Genomic DNA, 19,083 nt, shown 5'->3' with positions numbered 1-19,083 from the left:
ATATATTTTATATTATTAATTATATTTATTTTTCGATGTGATTGTAAACTAATTACATTGAAAACTTTATAGGCTGGTTTAATCTGAGATGTGCTACACTAAAATTATTTAGTAAAATTAGTTGATAAATTTTACTAAATAAATTATAATAAACGCAAGAGGTTCTATTTTGAATGTGGAGGTATGGGGAAATGGATTTTTCGAAATTGAAAGCCGATTTTGCGCGGGTATTTCATCGGGAAGATGGTGCGTTGTTTTTTGCGCCGGGTCGGATTAATTTGATTGGGGAACACACGGATTATAATGGTGGACATGTTTTTCCGTGTGCGATTACGCTTGGAACGTATGCAGTGGCGGCGAAGCGGGATGATACGCAAGTTCGTTTGATATCGCTTAATTTTGAGGATTTGGGAATTATTTCGTTTGATTTGGCGGATTTGGAGTATCGGAAAAGCGATAATTGGACGAATTATCCGAAAGGAATGATTAAGTTCTTGAAAGAGGCAGGGCACGGAATTGATTCGGGGATGGATGTGCTTTTTTATGGGAACATTCCGAATGGTGCTGGGCTGTCGTCGTCGGCTTCGATTGAGCTTTTGACGGGGGTTATTTTGCAGGGGTTGTACGGGTTGGAGTTGGCTGAGTTGGAGCTGATTTTGACTGGGAAGAAGGTTGAGAATGAATTTATCGGCGTGAACTCGGGGATTATGGATCAGTTTGCGATTGGTAAGGGTCAGAAGGATATGGCGATTTTGTTAGATTGTAATACGCTGGATTATGAGATGGTGCCGGTGAAATTGGCGGGCTACACGATTGTGATTATGAATACAAATAAGCGGCGGGAATTGGCGGATTCGAAATACAATGAGCGGCGCAGTGAATGTGAGCAAGCGTTAGCGGAATTGCAGCAGGAGTTAGCGATTAAGTCGCTTGGTGAGCTTGACATGGAGACGTTTAATAAGTACCAACATTTGATATCTAGTGAGACGTTGGTGAGACGAGCGCGTCATGCAGTAAGTGAAAATGTCCGCACGTTACAGGCTACGAAAGCGCTTAAAAATGAGGATTTAATGACTTTCGGCAAATTAATTAATGAATCTCACATGTCTTTACGTGACGATTATCATGTAACTGGGGTAGAATTAGATATGCTAGCAGAAACAGCTTGGGAGCAGATGGGCGTTTTAGGTGCTCGAATGACAGGAGCTGGTTTCGGTGGATGTGCAATCGCGATAGTGGAAACGGCTCACGTAGATGCTTTTATTGACAATGTCGGTCAAGCTTACGTGCAAAGAATTGGCTATCCAGCAGCGTTTTATATTGCAAATATTAGTGATGGAGCGAAAGCCATCAAGGAGGAATAGTATATGAGTATTTTAGTATTGGGTGGCGCGGGTTATGTTGGCTCGCATGCAGTGGATCAATTGGTAGACAAGGGTTACAAAGTAGCGGTTGTTGATAATTTACAGACGGGTCATGTGGAATCGTTGCATAAAGATGCAGTTTTTTATCAAGGGGATATTCGTGATAAAGCGTTTATGCAAGACGTATTTAAGAAGGAAAACATTGAAGGTGTGATTCATTTTGCGGCGAATTCGTTAGTTGGTGAGTCGGTTGAAATGCCTTTGGAGTACTTTAATAATAACGTGTATGGCACGCAAGTAACATTGGAAGTGATGGAAGAGTTTGGCGTGAAGAACATCGTCTTTTCTTCATCTGCAGCGACTTACGGCGAACCTGAGATTATCCCGATTACAGAGGATGCGCCGACCAATCCTGAAAGTCCTTATGGTGAAACGAAACTCATGATGGAGAAAATTTTAAAATGGTGCGATAAGGCGTATGATACGCGTTTTGTAGCGTTGCGTTATTTCAATGTGGCGGGTGCGAAGTTCGATGGTTCGATTGGTGAAGACCATAACCCAGAGTCGCATTTAGTACCGATTATTTTACAAACGGCATTGGGTCAACGTTCAGAACTATCGATTTTTGGTGATGATTATCCGACAGAAGATGGTACGTGTATTCGTGATTATGTCCATGTAGTTGACCTAATTGATGCGCATATTTTAGCATTGGAATACTTGAAGAACGGCGGCGAAAGCAATATTTTCAATTTGGGGAGTAGCCAAGGTTTTTCAGTGAAGGAAATGTTGGAGGCAGCGCGGAACGTGACGGGCAAAGAAATTCCTGCGAAAATCGTGCCAAGACGTGCAGGAGACCCAAGTACGCTGATTGCTTCTAGTGATAAGGCACAACAAGTTTTGAAATGGAATCCGCAATTTACGGATGTGAATAAAATTATTGAGGACGCCTGGAACTGGCATTCTAAAAATCCGAATGGCTACTCGAACTAAAAACCTACGAGGTGTAAAAAATGATAGTAGATCAGTTTGTTGATATAGCAATAGAAAATGGAGAAATCGGCGCGTTGGATCGTGTGTATGTGACGAATCGGTTGTTAGATTTGCTTGGCTGGTCGGAAAAGCGTGCGGTGGCAGGGAATGTTGCCGCGAATCGCTTGTCTTTACTGGATCGGCTGACGGAATTAGCGATAGAATCGGGCGCGATTGGGGAGACTTTGGCGGAACAGGAGATCTGGCAAAGCAAGGTGATGGATTTGTTCATGCCAATGCCGTCACAATTAAATACGGAATTTTGGGAATTATATAAACAGTCTCCGAGAAAAGCAACGGATTATTTTTATGCGGTGAGTAAGGAAAGTGATTATATTAAGACGCGAAGCATTGCTAAAAATATTGAATATCGGGTGAAAACGGAGTATGGCGAGTTGGAAATGACGATTAACTTGTCCAAACCGGAGAAAGATCCGAAGCAGATTGCGATGGCGAAATCGGAGCAGGAAGTGAGTTATCCGCTTTGTGCGCTTTGTGTGGAGAATGAAGGATATGCGGGACGGCTAGATTTCCCAGCGCGAACGAATCACAGAATTATTCGGATGCGAGTATGTGATGAGGATTGGGGATTGCAGTATTCTCCGTACGCGTATTATGATGAGCATTGTATTTTCTTGTCGGCGGAGCATCGGCCGATGGTGATTAATCGCGGTACGTTTGAACGGTTAGTTGGAATTACAGCGCAGTTTCCGGATTATTTTGTGGGATCGAATGCGGATTTGCCGATTGTTGGTGGATCGATTTTGTCACATGATCATTATCAAGGTGGTGCGCATACGTTTGCCATGGCGAAAGCGCCTGTACATAAGGAGTTTCCGAAGTATCATTGGGCGGAGTTTCCGGATGTGACGGTGGAAATTGTGAAGTGGCCGATGTCGGTGATTCGATTGAGGTCGGCGAGTGCGACGGAGATTGTTACTGCCGCGGATTCAATTTTGCAAAAATGGATAGGGTATTCGGATGACTCGGTGGACATTTTGGCGTATAGTGGTGAGGAACGGCATAATACGATTACGCCGATTGCTAGTTGTCGGGACGTTGACGGCGAGCGGGTGTTTGAGTTGGCGCTAGTGTTACGGAATAATCGGCGGACGACGGAGCATCCTGACGGGTTGTTTCATCCGCACGCGACGCTACATCATATTAAGAAGGAGAACATTGGCTTGATTGAGGTTATGGGGTTAGCGGTGCTGCCGCCGCGATTGAAACCTGAGCTTGAGGAGGTTGCGCGTTATTTGATGGATCAGCCGAATGCGATGGCGGATTATCATTTGGAATGGGCGGACCAGTTGAAGGTGATAGGTGGCTTTGATGCGGAGACGGTGATGGAATTTCTGCGACAGGAAGTCGGGAAGGTGTTCTGTCAAGTGCTGACGGATGCTGGTGTGTTTAAGGACACGGAGACGGGAATACAGGCGTTTAAGCGGTTCATCGAGACTGTAATAGGAACGGAGGATGCAAAATGAAGGTAACGGAACGGGAATTTGGCATGCTGGATGGCCAAGTAGTGACGGAATTTTGTTTGGAAAATGATAACGGTGTGCGTGTAAAGGCGCTGGATTACGGCGGGATTGTGACGGAAACTTGGGCGCCGGATGCGACGGATAATTTTACGAACGTATCGCTGGGCTTTAAGACATTGGATGAATATTTGGAGCATTCGCCTTATTTTGGAGCGCTTGTTGGACGGATTGCGGGCCGGATTGAGAAGGCGCGATTCGAACTGGATGGGAAAGTCTATGAGCTTACGAAAAATGAGGGCGAGAATCAGCTACACGGTGGACCGAATAATTTTAGCAAAACGATTTGGGATGCGGCAAGTTTGGAAAGGGACGACGAGGTCGGTGTTGTCTTTTCGATGACGAGTCCTGATGGGCACAATGGTTATCCGGGAAATTTGGATGTGCGCGTGACGTACACGCTGAACAATGCGAATGAGTGGAAAATTAAATACGAAGCGGCAAGTGATGCAACAACGGTTTTCAATCCGACCAATCATATTTATTTTAATTTGGCAGGCGATGCGGCAAAAACGGTGCTAGATCAGACGTTGCAAGTTCGTAGTGATCGCATTGTTGCTCTGCGTGAAGACTCGATTCCAACGGGTGAACTAATGGACGTCGCGGGAACGGCATTTGACTTGCGCGAGCCAAGACCGATTCGTGATGGTGCAACGAGTGAACATCCACAAAATATCATTATCAAAAATGGCTATGACCACGCGTTCGTGCTAAATCATGCGCCAAATCAGGTTGATGCGCGGTTAGTTGATCCGCAAAGTGGTCGCGTCGTAGAGATGGAAACTGATTGTGATTCCGTGGTCATCTATTCTGGCAATCAGCTGTCTGGAAAATTTGCTATAGATGGTACGCTAGTTCCGAAATACGCTGGTGTGACAATGGAAACGCAAGGCTTGCCAGATGCAATGAATCATGATGATTTTGGATGTGTTGTACTTAAAAAAGGTGAGACATTCCTTTCAGAAACAGTTTTTCGATTTACAACAGTATAGGCAGAATTCCAAGGCTAGGAATGTGATGTTCCCAGCCTTTTCCTATGGTAAATAAATGAAAATGGACGTGTTGTGGAATACCTGATAAAATGAAGGTATGCTTCACGAAATGCTAACAGAGGAGCGTGTTGATGTGGCAACGATTAAGGATATTGCAAAGCAAGCAGGTGTCTCGATTGCGACCGTATCGAGGGTTCTCAACTATGATGAAACTTTGTCGGTCGGAGATGATACGAAGAAGCGAATTTTTGAGGCTGCAGAACAACTTTCTTATACAAAGCATAAACGCAAACAACAGAAGAAAAATGCCAAGATAGCTATTGTGCACTGGTATTCGGAAAAAGAAGAGCTAGATGATTTATATTATTTATCAATCCGTGTCGGGGCGGAACGCAAAGCAGAAGAAGAAGGTTATCAAGTGTTGCGCGTTTTTTCAAGATATACCAGATCAAAGTTTGCCCAATGTGGAAGGTATTATCGCTATTGGAAAGTTTAGCCAGGATCAAATTAGAGCTTTGACCGATTGGAATGCTAATATTTGTTTTGTTGACTCAGATCAATCAGTACAGAAGTATGATTCGGTCGTCGTTGATTTTCAACAAGCCACCGTTTCTGTGCTTGATTATTTGATTGAAAAGGGACACCGAAACATTGGCATTCTCACTGGAGAAGAACAGTTTAGTGATGAATCGGCTAATATTATCGACACAAGATGGCTGGCATTCCGCGATTATATGAAACGTAAAGGCTTATATGAAAAGAAATACTGTTTTTCAGGAAAGTTTTCTGTTAAAACAGGGTATGAATTAATGACAAAGGCGATTAACGAACTTGGCGAGGACTTGCCGACTGCTTTTTTTGCGGCGAATGATTCGCTAGCGATTGGCTGTTTGCGGGCGTTACAGGAGCAGGGAATTGCGGTTCCTGAACGGGTGAACGTGATTGGTTTGAATGATGTGAGTGTTTCTAAATATGTTTTTCCGCCGTTAAGCACGGTGAAAGTATATACAGAATTGATGGGCGAGACGGGTGTGGAACTTTTGCAAGAAAGGTTGCTCGCGGGTCGCTCGATTACAAAAAAAGTAACGCTATCTACGGATTTAGTCATTCGGGACAGCAGTTTGTGAGAGGAGCAGGAGAATTATGGGATGGAAAGAGGAATACAAGAAATGGATGGCAAATGATGCACTTGAGGGTAGCTTGAAGGAAGCGTTACATGCAGAAAAAGACGAGAAAACGCTTGAGGACAGCTTTTATCGTAATATGGAATTCGGAACGGCGGGCATGCGTGGTGTGCTAGGTGCTGGAACGAACCGGATGAATATTTATACGATTCGGAAGGCTTCGGAGGGCTTGGCTCGTTATGTTGCGGAAAACGGTGAAGAGGCGAAGAAACGCGGCGTCGTTATTGCGTATGATTGCCGACATATGTCACCAGAATTTGCGTATGAATCTGCGCGTGTTTTAGGGCACCACGGCATCAAGAGTTACGTGTTTGAAACATTGCGTCCAACACCAGAATTGTCTTTTGCTGTGCGTTATTTGAATACGTATAGCGGCATTGTGATTACGGCCAGCCATAACCCAGCGGAGTACAATGGTTACAAAGTCTATGGCGATGATGGCGGGCAAATGGCGCCACACGCGGCGGGTGCAGTAACGCGTTATATCGATGCAATTGATGATATTTTCTCCGTCCAAGTAGCGGATAAAGAGGCGCTAATCGCAGACGGCATGCTAGAAGTCATCAGCGAGAAAGTCGACACACCATACTTAGAAAAAGTAAAAACAGTTGTTGTAAACAATGATTTAGTAACAAATCACGGCAAAGATTTGAAAATTGTTTTCACACCGCTTCACGGAACTGGCGGGATGCTTGGCTTGAAAGCATTGGAAAGCGTTGGGTTTACAAACGTCATCCAAGTCGAAGAACAGTTCGTTCCTGATCCAAATTTCTCGACGGTGAAGTCACCGAACCCAGAAAACCGTGCAGCATTTGAAGTCGCGATTGGCTATGGGGAGAAATATGACGCGGATATTCTTGTCGGAACAGACCCTGACGCTGACCGTCTTGGCGTTGTAGTTCGCACCAAATCAGGGCAATACGATGTCCTAAGCGGGAACCAAATAGGCGCGCTAATTTTGCATTATTTATTGAAACAAAAGAAAGCGCAAAATGAACTACCACAAAACGCAGCAGTCTTGAAATCCATCGTAACATCTGATTTAGGAACGGTTATTGCGAACCATTTTGATGTGAAAATGATTGAAGTTCTGACTGGTTTCAAATTTATCGCCGAACAAATTCATCAATTTGAAACAACGGGTTCCAATACCTTCGAATTTGGTTTTGAAGAAAGTAATGGTTTTATGGTGAAGCCGTTCACACGTGATAAAGACGCGATTCAAGCGCTACTTGCCATTTGTGAAGTGACGCTGGACAGCAAACAAGCCGGCAAAACATTAGCAGAAGACCTCGAAGAAATTTACGAGCAATTTGGCTATTTTAAAGAGGATTTAGTATCGTTAACGATGAGCGGAAAAGATGGCTCGGAGCAAATTGAGAATATCATGAAATCGTTCCGCGCAGCACTTCCGGAGCACATGGGTGGCGAAGCGATTACGAAAGTGGAAGACTATCAATTAAGCGAACGCCGAGATATCACGGCTGGCACAATCGAAACAATCGATATGTCCAAATCCAATGTTATCAAATGCTTCCTAGCAGACGGTTCATGGTTCGCCCTACGTCCATCTGGCACAGAGCCAAAAATCAAATTCTATTTCAGCATCAAAGGCCAAACAGAAAACGAAGCAACCGAAAAATTAGAACGTGTTCGCGACGGATTAATGAAAACCGTTGAGAAATAAGCGCAGAAAAAGGATTTTCCGTCACTGGAAAATCCTTTTTTCTCTATAAATCGAAGTATTGACTGAGTACTTTGGATGCATCAGCAATCAATTGATCGTCATACGTAGCATCTTCTTTGTCTTTTTTCGAGAAAATAACCCAGACTAGTGGTTCTCTATCTTTGGCATCTGAATAAATAACGGCGATATCATTTCGTGTTCCGTAAGAGCCCGCGCCGGTTTTGTCGCCAACTATGTAATCTTTTGGGATACCAGCTCGAATTAGTTTACCTCCTGTCGTGTTTTCAATAAGTGTTTGCTTGAAGTAATCTAACTGTTTTGGTTGTAAGTTTCCTTGCCTCGTTAGAAATGCCAAGTTTTTAGAGAATGCTTCTGGAGTGCTTGTGTCGCGAGGGTCTCCAGGGACGGCTACATTTAGTTCCGTTTCGTAGCGGTCGGCGTTTGTTGTTTCATCTTTGATTTTACGGAGTTCGTCTTGGAAACCTTTAGGACCGTTTAGCGCGTTGAATAACAAATTTCCAGCGGTGTTATCGCTGTATGCAACGGCTGCATGAATAATTTCTTTGATTGTCATGCCGCTTTCCACATGTTTTTCGGTGACTGGGGAGTAGTCCACTAAGTCCTCTTTTTTGAAGAATACGCGTTTTTCTAGTTGCTGTTCGGTTAGATTTTTCAGTAGCACACCGCTTGCGATGGCTTTATACGTGGATACATAAGCGAAACGTTCCTGTGCGTTGTACTGGAGTGTGTGGCTGGTTTTCGGATTGACTGCATAGACGCCTAATGTCGATCCGTATTTTTTTTCTAACTGCTTTAGAGCTTCTTTTGCTTGTGTGGTTTTACTTTTTTTTGTGTGGGCTTTGATTCAGCGGTTGTTGGGGTGCAAGCAATTAATAAGCCTATGAGCATTGTCACAATAAAGCTGAGACTGATTTTCTTCATTTTCCTCTCTCCTCTATAAAAAATGTGGTGCATTGCTTACTATACGGGTAAGCTCTAAAGATTTTATAAAGAAAAGTATAGAATTTTTTTAAAAATGATGAATTTATTACTCTTTTAAACGATATCTTTAAATATGATTATTCGCATATTCAATCGTTTCTTTGCGCCGTTTCGTAAGTTCTGCGGTCACAAATTGTTCGTCGAGATACGCGGATAGTTCCAAACTGAATTTCATTTTCCGGATTCCGGTTTGCTTGCGGTTGGTACGAATAAAAAATACGCCGAGCTCAAAAAACAAATAGGAGAGGTAAAAATTATTGTTTTGCCGTTTACAGCAGTCGATGCCTAGGTGAATGTATTCGATTGCCGTTAAATTATCGCCAGAAAAGCCGTAACAAAGCGCCACATGATGATAAATGGCGGGGATGAGTTCGCTTGAAAAGTCGCGTTTATTTAAGAATAGTAAACAGTGATTTAATTGTTGTAGCGCGGCGATTTCATTGTTAGTGGCGTAGTAAGCTGGGGCGAGATAACTGCTGATTAATGCTTGCATCACGTCGGTTTTTGATAATGTTAAAGCTTGTTCTAATGCGCTGATACCAGCCGTGTTATTTTTCTTATATTTTAGTTCGCAGATGCCGAGATAAAAATAATAGTAGCTTTCTTGTGCGTTAATTTCGAATGTTGCTAATGTCTTTTTGTGTAGATGGGTGTAGAGCGTTTCGTAGTCGTGTTGGATGTACAAATCATGTAATTCTTTTTTGAGTTGGATGAGCGGTGAGTCGAGTTGGGATTGGGCGAGTAGGAAATCGACTGTGATACCAAGTTTCTGGCAAATGTTGTGGATGATTAGGACACTTGGAATTTCTAGTCCTTGTTCGACGCGGCTGAGTAAGCTTTGGGAACAGATGCCTTCTGCGAGTTGTTTTTGGGTGAGTTCTTGGTCAATTCGCAGTTGTTTGATGCTTTTACCGAGTGCGTTAGACAATTAGTGGCACCTCCTTTGTTTGAAATATGCGGATAGTCATTTGAAAGATAGCGCATTCTTCTTTAGTATAAAGCCAAACGAAGAAAATTCAAGTGGCATGCATTGCGTGAAGGAGGTATCAGGATGACGGAACAATGGTTGCTGTTGAATCAGCCGAACTTAGACCCAGCGATAAACATGGCGATGGATGAGAAATTAACGGATTGGCACCGAGCTGGGAAAATTCCGCCTGTTTTGCGTTTTTATGGTTGGACGCCGGCTGGGCTTTCGGTGGGGTATTTTCAACGAACGAAGGGCAAAATTAATATGGATGCGGTGAAGCAATACGGCTTTGAGCTGGTTCGCAGGCCTACGGGAGGCCAGGCGGTGTTGCATGATGATGAATTGACGTACAGTTTTGTGATTTCTGAGGAACATAAGGCGATTCCACCAACGATCAAAGCGGCGCACAAGCTGATTTCGGAAGGTTTGATTGCGGGCTTGGCGAAATTGGGAATTGAGGCGAATTGTGCGATTCCTGATGAGAAAAAAACGGGGGGCGGGACGGCGATTTGTTTTGAGGAGCCTTCGTGGTACGAGATTACGATGGAGGGCCGCAAAATTATCGGTAGTGCGCAGGCTAGGAATCAAGGTATTTTGCTGCAACACGGGTCGATTCCGTTGCGGATAAACGTGACGGAGCTGTTTGACTTATTTATTTTTGATAATGAGCGGGTGAAAGAGCGGATGGTGCGGACGTTTGGAAACAAGGCGGCGGGTATTTTTGATTTGATTAATCGGGAAATACCGCTGGATGAGATGAAAAAGGCATTTCAAGACGGGTTTTCGGAAGTTTTTGATGTGTCGTTTGTGGACTATGTGTTGTCGGAGGCAGAATGGGACGAAGTTCGCGAATTGGCTGATTCGAAGTTTCGTGAGGACAGCTATTTATTTTCACGATGAAGAAGGGACGAGAAAAATGGAGAAGAAGCGGGAACATGTAAGGAAGCCGGATTGGCTGAAAATCAAGATTAGTAATAGTGAAAGCTTCAAAGCAGTGAAAAATAAATTTACGGGAAAATCGCTTACACACGGTATGTGAGGAGGCGAAATGTCCTAATATTCAGGAATGTTTCGGTGAGCGAAAAACGGCTACATTTATGATTCTCGGAGATATTTGTACGCGGGCGTGCCGGTTTTGTGCGGTTACGACGGGAGCGCCGACGCATTTGGATTTAGGTGAGCCTAAGCGCGTAGCGGACTCGGTAGCTACGATGGGGCTTCGTCATGTCGTGATTACGGCTGTTGCTCGGGATGATTTGGCTGATGGTGGTTCGCAAGTTTTTGCTAATACGGTGAATGCGATTCGGTATCGGATGCCACAAACGACGGTGGAAGTTTTGCCTTCGGATATGAAAGGTGATTATGATAGTTTGAAAACGTTGTTGGATGCGAAGCCGGACATTTTTAATCATAATATTGAGACGGTGCGGAGATTGACACCAAGTGTGCGGCATCGCGCGACGTATGATCGTTCTTTGGAGTTACTGCAACGCGTGAAAGATATGGAACCGGACATGCCGACGAAATCGAGCATTATGGTAGGTTTGGGTGAAACGCGAGAAGAGTTACTGGAAACAATGGATGATTTGCTGGCGCATGGCGTGGAAATTTTGACGATTGGGCAGTATTTGCAGCCTTCGAAAAAGCATTATCCAGTGGCACGTTACTATGACCCGCGCGAATTCCGTGAGCTAAAGCGCATTGCTCGTAAGAAAGGTTTTATTCACTGCGAATCTGGCCCAATGGTGCGCTCGAGTTATCATGCGGATGAACAAGTGAATGCTGCAGCAAAACAAAGAAGACTAGATGCAGAAAAAGCGCAAAATTAAAGAGAAATCCTCATGTTCCTTGGAATGTGAGTTTTTTTGTAATAAAAATGAAACGCCCGGCTGATTTCTTTTCTTAGGTTTTCAGTTCGGAGTATGATAAAATAAGAGAGTAGAAGAAGACGATGAAGGGGCAACGAGTTTATGCTTCTTTTTTAATAGAAAGGTTGGGTTTTGATGGCAGCGAATCATCTGCAATTAGTAATTATTACGGGTATGAGTGGTGCGGGAAAGACTGTTGCAATGCAATCACTAGAGGATTTAGGTTATTTCTGTGTTGATAATTTACCGCCGAGTTTACTGCCGAAATTCTGGGAACTGATGAAGGAATCTGGCAAAATGAACAAAATCGCACTCGTTATGGATTTGCGTGGCCGCGAGTTTTTCGATTCGATTCAAACCGCGTTGGATGAGCTGGACAACACCTCATTTATTACGACAAAAATGCTTTTCTTGGATGCAGACGATCAAGTGTTGGTTTCGCGTTATAAAGAAACGCGCCGCCATCATCCGCTGGAGCCAAATGGTTCGGTGTTAGAAGGTATCAGACAGGAACGTGAATTGCTAGAAGATTTGAAAGGCCGTTCGCAGCTTGTTATTAATACGTCGACATTGGCGCCGCGCGAGCTTCGTGACCGGATTAATAATGAGTTTCAAACAAGTGACCGTGAAATTTTCAATGTACAGGTAATGTCTTTCGGATTTAAATATGGCTTGCCGATTGATGCTGATTTAGTGTTTGATGTGCGTTTTTTGCCGAACCCGCACTACATTGATAAGATGCGTCCGCTGACTGGGCTTGATAGAGATGTGTATAATTACGTGATGAAATGGCCGGAGACGGAGACGTTTCTTAATAAACTGATGGACATGTTGCTATTTACATTGCCGTTTTATAAGCGTGAAGGGAAGACCCAACTTGTTATTGCAATTGGTTGTACGGGCGGGCAACACCGTTCTGTGGCACTGTCGGAATACGTTGGTAACAATCTGAAAACCAAATATGAAACGCAAATATCGCACCGAGATATGAAACGTAGAAAGGGAAAATGAGATGACGACGACGCAAAAGCCGAAAGTGGTCGTGATTGGCGGCGGGACAGGACTGCCAGTCATCCTCCGAGGCTTGAAAAAACAACCGATTGATTTGACGGCGATTGTCACGGTCGCTGATGACGGCGGAAGTTCAGGTAAAATTCGCGAACAAATGGATGTATTGCCGCCAGGTGATATTAGAAATGTTATGGTGGCGCTGTCGAATACGGACCCGCGAATGGAAGCGCTAATGCAATATCGTTTTAAAGTAGAAGGTGATTTATCGGGACACGTGATTGGTAATTTAATTTTGACGGCTTTGTCGCAGTTGAATGATAGTTATGTAGAAGCGATTGAAGTGTTGAGTAAAGCGATGCGGATTCGTGGAAAAGTCATTCCTGCAACGGACAAGCCGCTCATCTTGAATGCGATTATGGAAGATGGTTCGCTTGTACAAGGAGAGTCAGTCATTCCGATGCAAGGTCAGCCGATTGATCGCGTGTTCATTACGCCAGAGGACGTGAAGGCTCTGCCTGCTGCGATTGAGGCGATTCATGATGCGGATTTGATTGTGCTTGGACCGGGAAGCTTATACACGAGTATTTTGCCGAGTTTGCTTGTACAAGATTTACAAGATGCTATTTTTGAAAGTAAGGCTTATAAAGTGTATATTTGCAATATCTTGACCCAAGTTGGAGAAACTGATTTCTTCACGGATGCGGATCATGCACAGGTGATTTTGAATCATGTTGGGCGGCCGATTATTGATGCGATGATGATTAATACCGCTGAGGTGCCGCGCCACTTGATGTTCCCTGACGACGTGTTGCAGGTGAGCCAAGATTTTGAGAAAGATAAGAAGTTAAATATTAATGTCATTGCTGGCGATCTGCTTTCCACAGAAGGCGGACTCGTACGACATGCCGCAGATAAAGTGACAAATACATTATTACAGATTCTAATGAATTTGAAAGAAAAGGAATGAGGGTCTATGTCCTTTGCCTCGGAAACAAAGAAAGAACTAACCAATTTAGATATATCAGACACGGACGCAAAAGTAGAACTGTCCGCATTTATCCGCATGAACGGAGCGGTTTCATTTTCTAACCAAATGATGATGGTGGACGTCCAAACCGAAAATGCAGCCATCGCGCGCCGCATGTACCGACTTTTAAAAGAGCTATACCAAGTCCCAATCGAACTACTCGTACGCAAAAAAATGAAGCTCAAGAAGAATAATGTCTACATCGTGCGTCTAAAAGTAAAGGCAAAGGAAATCCTTGCCGATTTGGCGATTTTAAACGACGGTATTTTTCAAAAAGCGATTGATTCTGCGTTAATAAAAACGAAAAGTGCGCGCCGGGCGTATCTTCGCGGAGCTTTTTTGGCCAGTGGATCAGTGAACAATCCGGAAACGTCGTCGTATCATTTGGAGATTAATTCAGTGTATGACGAGCATAATGAGGCGATTTGTAGCCTGATGAACAGTTTCAAGCTGAACGCGCGAACGCTAGAGCGCCGAAACGGCTACATTACCTATTTGAAAGAAGCGGAGAAAATCACAGAATTCCTCAACATAATTGGGGCCACCGGAGCTTTGCTTCATTTTGAAGATGTGCGGATTATGCGCGATATGCGAAATTCGGTGAATCGGCTTGTGAATTGTGAAACCGCAAACCTGAACAAAACAATCAACGCGGCGGTGCGCCAAATCGACAATATTAAGTTCATCTCTGCATCAGTCGGACTAGAAGCACTGCCGGGGAAACTACGCGAAATCGCCGAACTGCGCATCACACACGAAGACGTCACACTAAAAGAACTAGGCGAAATGCTATCCAGCGGACCGATTAGCAAATCTGGCATCAACCACCGTTTGCGCAAATTAGACCAAATTGCCGATCGATTACGAAGTGGCGAATCTCCGTCACAATTAGGCTTAAAAGCACCATCAAAATAAGTAATTATATTAAGAAAAGGATGCGATCAAACCATGTCAAAATTGTTTTCTAACGTATAAAACGAAAAATCTTACTTTGAAAAATCGAGTTGCGATGTCACCGATGTGTATGTATTCGGTAGAAACGGACGACGGAGTAGCAAATGACTTTCATTTGGCTCACTACGTTTCCCGTGCCGCAGGACAAGTTGGCTTAATTGTATTGGAAGCAACAGCCGTTCAAGCGGTTGGCCGAATTTCTCATGGCGATTTAGGCTTGTGGGAAGACGCGCAAATTCCAGCATTGAAGCGAATTGTAGACGGCGTACATTACCACGGCGCAGCAGTCGGAATTCAATTAGCACACGCAGGACGTAAAGCAGTTTTAGACGTAGATCCAGTGGCACCAAGCGCTGTTCCGTTTGACGATGATAGCAAGAAGCCGCACGAATTAACGGCAACAGAAATTGAAGAAGTAGTTGCTGACTTCCAAAAAGCAGCGATTCGCGCAAAAGAAGCAGGTTTCGATGTCATCGAAGTCCACGCAGCACATGGCTATTTATTACATGAATTCCTATCCCCAATCTCGAATTTACGAGATGACGAATACGGCGGTCCAGCAGGAAACCGTTATCGCGTCGTAAGTGACGTCATCAAAGCAATCCGCGAAGTTTGGGACGGCCCACTTTTCGTACGCGTTTCCGCAAGCGATTTTGCACATGGCGGTCTGACGGTAGACGACTACATCCCATTCGCTAAATGGATGAAAGCAGATGGCGCTGATTTGTTAGATGTCAGCAGTGGCGGCCTAGTCAACGTTGCACCAAAAGTATACCCAGGCTACCAAGTCCCATTTGCTGAAAAAATCCGCATGGGAGCAGGAATCGCAACCGGCGCAGTAGGACTAATCACAACCGGCGCCCAAGCAGAAGAAATTCTTCAAAATGACCGCGCTGATTTGATATTCCTAGGCCGCGAGCTATTACGCGATCCATATTGGGCAAGAACAGCCGCGAAAGATGTACGAGATTCGGTGGAAGCGCCGAAGCAGTATGAGCGTGGTTGGTAATTAGAGAGGTAGAACAAAGTCTAGTATTCCGAGATTGGAATGGAATGCTAGGCTTTTTTTATGTTTGAAATGTATTGTATGTTATACTATTGATATAAATCTTCAAGTCTAACGCATCTAAAGGAGTGAGGCAAATGTCAAATCTAAACAATTTATTTACAGGCCCAATAGTTGCCCATGAAATAAAAAATAGAGAATAAAACAGGGTATACCATTTCGCAGCTATCTCTACTAAGCGGTAATCAGAAGAAAAAAAGGTGCTAATTTTCAAACTGGTGAAAAAAGAAGTTTATATCTACCAGCCTCAGATTCGGACGCTTGCGAATTAGAGTTTATAGTAGACAATCAAGCATATTCCTTTGCGCTACAAGAGAAAATAGACATACGCAATCAAGTACCGATTATCGTAGAAATTGTCGGAGATAGCCCGGCAAACTTAAAAATAGAAACCTATCGTGAAAAACAAGAAGTTCCAGAAGGCAAAGTGGTGTGGAAAGATTCTAAAGTCATTTGGGGAACCGCGATAGTTTTTGCAATCGTTATTGTTGTATGGCTTGTGAATATACTCTGAATAAAAGCAGGTCAATATATAGATTTCTGATTGAGCTTATTTAAGGGTGTCAAAATTGGCATCTTGAATAGGCTCATTTTTTTCTAAAAGATTATCATATAGTACAATGTTTCGTAGGTGCTTATTTCTGAGGAATTGTGATTATTAAGCAACTCCTCATGCGCGATTTTTGCAGTTGGGTACTTACTCAAAAAATCATTCGTGAGCACATAGTTATTTCCAAACTAGCATAGAGGCGATAAGAGGTTCCTACTTCCATCTTTTTGTAGTAGTCTTGCAGAATCGGCTTACCATTTAGCAGTACATCGGTTCCCTCACTTTCTAGTACGGCAATTTGATTTTTAATATTGAGTTTTTGCGTTGTGTCTTTGTGAATTTTTTTGATAGAAACAGCGCTCATTGTCTCGGTTTCTTGGTTCTGCTTGATTGCCGTAACAATTATCAGTGAATCTTTTTCCAATGCAGCTTGGCTTGTTGCTAATGTGTCGTACTTCTGGCTTACAGATACAGCTTTGAGACGGTTTGATTTTGAGCTTTCTGGTTTTTCATCGGAACATCCACTTAAAATAAAAGGTAACGCAATGCTTATGGCCAACCATTTTTTCATAATAAAGGAGTGCTACCATGAAAAAAATAAAATTAGTAATACCTCTCTTTATTTGTATGCTATTGGTCGCTTGTGAAGAAGAGAAAGCGAATACAAAAGACAATGAACTAAGTGCGAGTGTGCATGCGTCAACGGAAGATATTAGCTATAAACAAGCAGTTGCAGAAGCGGATTTAATAGTCGAAGTAAGTATCCAAAAAATGCAAGGTGTTATCGAAGGCGGGAATAACATTATTGCAAAAACCAAATTTGAAGGTCAGATTAATAACGTTTACGCAGGCTCGAAGAAAGCTAAAGATACTATATCTATTCTCCAAGAAGGTAAAGATGGGATGGAAATAGAAAATTATCCTTTGTTTAATCCAGGTGAAAATTATATTTTAATGCTGATGGATTCAGGTGACGGAAAAACTTATTGGATAAAAGGGCAGTTAAACGGAACGTATTTGATAGAGGATAAAAGTACATTGAAATTCGGTAAACAAGAAGTCACTTTGCCTGAAAAGAAAGATATAAGGGATGTTGAAGCTAGCATAATAGTAAAACAAAAAGAAACAGGCGGGAACTCGCAAATATTAGACACAGCGAAGTTTAAAAAGCAGATTCAGAATGATGTAGAGTAATTGTTTTTAAGGAAAGCAAACCACTAGATAGGAATTCTGCGAAGAAGGGAGGATAGAATTGCTAACTTTTCAAGAAAATTTTATATTACTCCTCATTTATTTACTTATTTTTTATTTGATGTGGAGAGATTATAAAAAAAGGATATACCTCTTTTCATCAATTTTAATTACGGGTAATTTTGTATTTGCTATTTGGAAAGCCTTGGATTATGGGCGACTTCTTGATGAAAAAATTCTAATCAAAAATCAAGTAGCCATCAGTGTGATTACTTGGGGAAATTTAATTTTAGCCTCACTTTTATTGCTATTTGCAGTATACATAGCGATAAAAAAAGAATTCAAATAATTGATATAGAAAAATAAATCTTTAAATGAAACTGTTCTTAAATTGAAATTCTGAATTAGTATACTTTACTTTATTTCAGTGTGCAGAGAAACACGGCGAAATTATGTTATGTTTATTAATAAAAAATAACAAGGAAAACGTTTAAGACTGTAAAAAGGCCTTTTAGGACTAAAATGGTTCCCATCCCCTTTTCTATGATATGCTTAATGTGTTGTTATCATAACTATACGAGGAGGAACTATCTATGAAAAAAGTAATCACTATATTGGCAATAGGTACGATGAGTTTGTCAGCCTTTATTCCACTTGCTCACGCAGAAGCCCAAGTGGTCGTTCCAAATGAAATGGAGCAATCTGAGATTAAAGAAAACGATGCTTTACCAGAATCACTTGTTGAAGGATTAGATAAATATGTGGAATTTACGGGGGATAAGTACATTCTAAATATTCCTGCAGATGTAAAATCAACGTATTCTGTAGAAGAAATTATGGCTGTACAAACACAAATTGACGAAAGTAATAGTTTTCTAAGTGTGGCAGAGGCAGGTTCTCATATATATGTAGATGAGGCTGCTAAAACGACCAATTTTCTGATCACTGATTCAGAGGTTCTAAAGGCGGCGGGGCAAAAGCCAATGCTAAGAGCTGCTGGTGTAACAAAAGTAGTGAGATATTGGTGGGGCATGAAAATTTATTTGAGTAAGACATTTTTAAACTACAGTGGTGGATCATTAACTGGTATGGCTGGATACATGGTTAGCAAGCTACCCTTAAAACATCCATTTGCACTGTTAGCTGCTGGAGCAATGGGTGCTATAGGTGTCTTTGGGACTAGCGCGAAGCATGGATACGTTATCAGGATAACAGGAATTAGTACAGCAGCTACAGTCACTGGGATTTGGAGACAGTAATGAAGAAATATGATGTGATAGAATTTCTAGTTATTTTATTCATTATATCTATATGGTCGTATTTAATATTTGTAGTGGGTATTGTATCTAATACAGTAGGTGTTATACTGACAATAATATTATCAATATTGATCTATATTGTAGTGAAAGTAACTGAGAAAAAACGACGGAAATAAAATACTATGATGGCAACATGAATTAAAATAGTTATCAAAATAAAAGTAACAATTTCTATGAAACCAACACTTGATAATATGGTGCTGGTTTCTTTTAATGGGTTTCTTAAACTTGGAAATAAGAGGCTTAATTGGAGAAGCAACGCACTTAGGAATAAAAATCGAGCGTTTAAGACAAATTTGGTTTCTTACCCACTTTTTATGTTAGT

The 19,083-nt window shown here is 42.4% G+C and carries 16 protein-coding genes and 3 pseudogenes; 15 read left to right on the top strand and 4 right to left on the bottom strand.

The window, feature by feature from the left end:
* Nucleotides 1-191 precede the first annotated feature (191 nt).
* From PRIP_RS16960 to PRIP_RS07860, 6 genes and pseudogenes are all read left to right on the top strand, one after another.
* A complete protein-coding gene (locus tag PRIP_RS16960; RefSeq protein WP_036100700.1) occupies nt 192-1,364 on the top strand; it encodes a galactokinase in 1,173 nt (390 codons plus the stop codon).
* Nucleotides 1,365-1,367: 3 nt separating this feature from the next.
* Nucleotides 1,368-2,357 (top strand): UDP-glucose 4-epimerase GalE, encoded by a 990-nt coding sequence (gene galE, locus PRIP_RS16955; RefSeq protein ID WP_036100699.1) that lies wholly within the window; start codon nt 1,368-1,370, stop codon nt 2,355-2,357.
* Between the two features lie 20 nt (nt 2,358-2,377).
* Nucleotides 2,378-3,883 carry a UDP-glucose--hexose-1-phosphate uridylyltransferase gene (gene galT / locus PRIP_RS07875; protein ID WP_036100698.1) on the top strand — a complete coding sequence of 502 codons (1,506 nt, stop codon included), beginning with the start codon at nt 2,378-2,380 and terminating at the stop codon, nt 3,881-3,883.
* The gene (locus tag PRIP_RS07870) at nt 3,880-4,929 is read left to right on the top strand and encodes an aldose epimerase family protein (RefSeq protein ID WP_036100697.1); all 1,050 of its coding nucleotides are present in this window, start codon (nt 3,880-3,882) and stop codon (nt 4,927-4,929) included. Before galT ends, PRIP_RS07870 begins: the two co-directional genes overlap by 4 nt.
* A gap of 133 nt (nt 4,930-5,062) precedes the next feature.
* Nucleotides 5,063-6,056 (top strand): annotated as a pseudogene (locus tag PRIP_RS18225) (LacI family DNA-binding transcriptional regulator).
* A gap of 16 nt (nt 6,057-6,072) precedes the next feature.
* Entirely contained in the window at nt 6,073-7,800 is a 1,728-nt protein-coding gene (locus tag PRIP_RS07860) for a phospho-sugar mutase (RefSeq protein ID WP_036100696.1), read from the top strand.
* A gap of 43 nt (nt 7,801-7,843) precedes the next feature.
* Here PRIP_RS07860 and bla read toward each other — a convergent pair whose 3' ends face one another.
* The 3 genes from bla to PRIP_RS07850 all read right to left on the bottom strand — a co-directional run bounded on the left by bla (nt 7,844) and on the right by PRIP_RS07850 (nt 9,730).
* Nucleotides 7,844-8,665, bottom strand: a complete 822-nt coding sequence (gene bla / locus PRIP_RS07855; RefSeq protein WP_052008809.1) for a class A beta-lactamase — start codon at nt 8,663-8,665, stop codon at nt 7,844-7,846.
* Nucleotides 8,614-8,742 (bottom strand): hypothetical protein, encoded by a 129-nt coding sequence (locus PRIP_RS17955; protein WP_277620087.1) that lies wholly within the window; start codon nt 8,740-8,742, stop codon nt 8,614-8,616. The genes bla and PRIP_RS17955 overlap by 52 nt, the downstream gene beginning before the upstream one ends.
* 127 nt (nt 8,743-8,869) lie before the next feature.
* The gene (locus PRIP_RS07850) at nt 8,870-9,730 is read right to left on the bottom strand and encodes a helix-turn-helix domain-containing protein (RefSeq protein WP_036100695.1); all 861 of its coding nucleotides are present in this window, start codon (nt 9,728-9,730) and stop codon (nt 8,870-8,872) included.
* Between the two features lie 123 nt (nt 9,731-9,853).
* Between PRIP_RS07850 and PRIP_RS07845 the strand changes: the two genes are divergently transcribed.
* The 6 genes and pseudogenes from PRIP_RS07845 to namA all read left to right on the top strand — a co-directional run bounded on the left by PRIP_RS07845 (nt 9,854) and on the right by namA (nt 15,641).
* The gene (locus tag PRIP_RS07845) at nt 9,854-10,672 is read left to right on the top strand and encodes a lipoate--protein ligase family protein (protein WP_036100693.1); all 819 of its coding nucleotides are present in this window, start codon (nt 9,854-9,856) and stop codon (nt 10,670-10,672) included.
* Between the two features lie 16 nt (nt 10,673-10,688).
* A pseudogene (gene lipA, locus PRIP_RS07840) lies at nt 10,689-11,601 on the top strand (lipoyl synthase).
* Nucleotides 11,602-11,775: 174 nt separating this feature from the next.
* Nucleotides 11,776-12,651 (top strand): RNase adapter RapZ, encoded by an 876-nt coding sequence (gene rapZ / locus PRIP_RS07835; RefSeq protein ID WP_036100691.1) that lies wholly within the window; start codon nt 11,776-11,778, stop codon nt 12,649-12,651.
* Nucleotide 12,652: 1 nt separating this feature from the next.
* Nucleotides 12,653-13,618: a gluconeogenesis factor YvcK family protein gene (locus PRIP_RS07830; protein WP_036087437.1), complete on the top strand. Its 966-nt coding sequence runs from the start codon at nt 12,653-12,655 to the stop codon at nt 13,616-13,618.
* Nucleotides 13,619-13,624: 6 nt separating this feature from the next.
* The gene (gene whiA / locus PRIP_RS07825) at nt 13,625-14,593 is read left to right on the top strand and encodes a DNA-binding protein WhiA (protein WP_036100690.1); all 969 of its coding nucleotides are present in this window, start codon (nt 13,625-13,627) and stop codon (nt 14,591-14,593) included.
* A 33-nt stretch (nt 14,594-14,626) separates the two neighbouring features.
* Nucleotides 14,627-15,641 (top strand): annotated as a pseudogene (gene namA, locus PRIP_RS07820) (NADPH dehydrogenase NamA).
* Nucleotides 15,642-16,399: 758 nt separating this feature from the next.
* Here the strand turns inward: namA and PRIP_RS07815 are convergent.
* On the bottom strand, nt 16,400-16,819 hold the full coding sequence (locus tag PRIP_RS07815) for a hypothetical protein (protein ID WP_036100688.1): 420 nt from the start codon (nt 16,817-16,819) through the stop codon (nt 16,400-16,402).
* Nucleotides 16,820-16,836: 17 nt separating this feature from the next.
* Between PRIP_RS07815 and PRIP_RS07810 the strand changes: the two genes are divergently transcribed.
* The 3 genes from PRIP_RS07810 (at nt 16,837) to PRIP_RS07800 (ending at nt 18,698) form a co-directional block, all read left to right on the top strand.
* A complete protein-coding gene (locus PRIP_RS07810; protein ID WP_036100687.1) occupies nt 16,837-17,442 on the top strand; it encodes a hypothetical protein in 606 nt (201 codons plus the stop codon).
* Between the two features lie 58 nt (nt 17,443-17,500).
* Nucleotides 17,501-17,788 (top strand): hypothetical protein, encoded by a 288-nt coding sequence (locus PRIP_RS07805; RefSeq protein ID WP_036100686.1) that lies wholly within the window; start codon nt 17,501-17,503, stop codon nt 17,786-17,788.
* A gap of 244 nt (nt 17,789-18,032) precedes the next feature.
* Complete coding sequence (locus PRIP_RS07800) at nt 18,033-18,698, top strand: hypothetical protein (protein WP_036100685.1); 666 nt, start codon at nt 18,033-18,035, stop codon at nt 18,696-18,698.
* The last annotated feature ends 385 nt before the right edge of the window (nt 18,699-19,083 follow it).

This window comes from Paenilisteria riparia FSL S10-1204 (assembly GCF_000525995.1).
GTDB lineage: Bacteria > Bacillota > Bacilli > Lactobacillales > Listeriaceae > Listeria_A > Listeria_A riparia.
The sequence above is the reverse complement of the archived record's forward strand: the minus strand, read 5'-3'. Positions and strand labels throughout refer to the sequence as shown.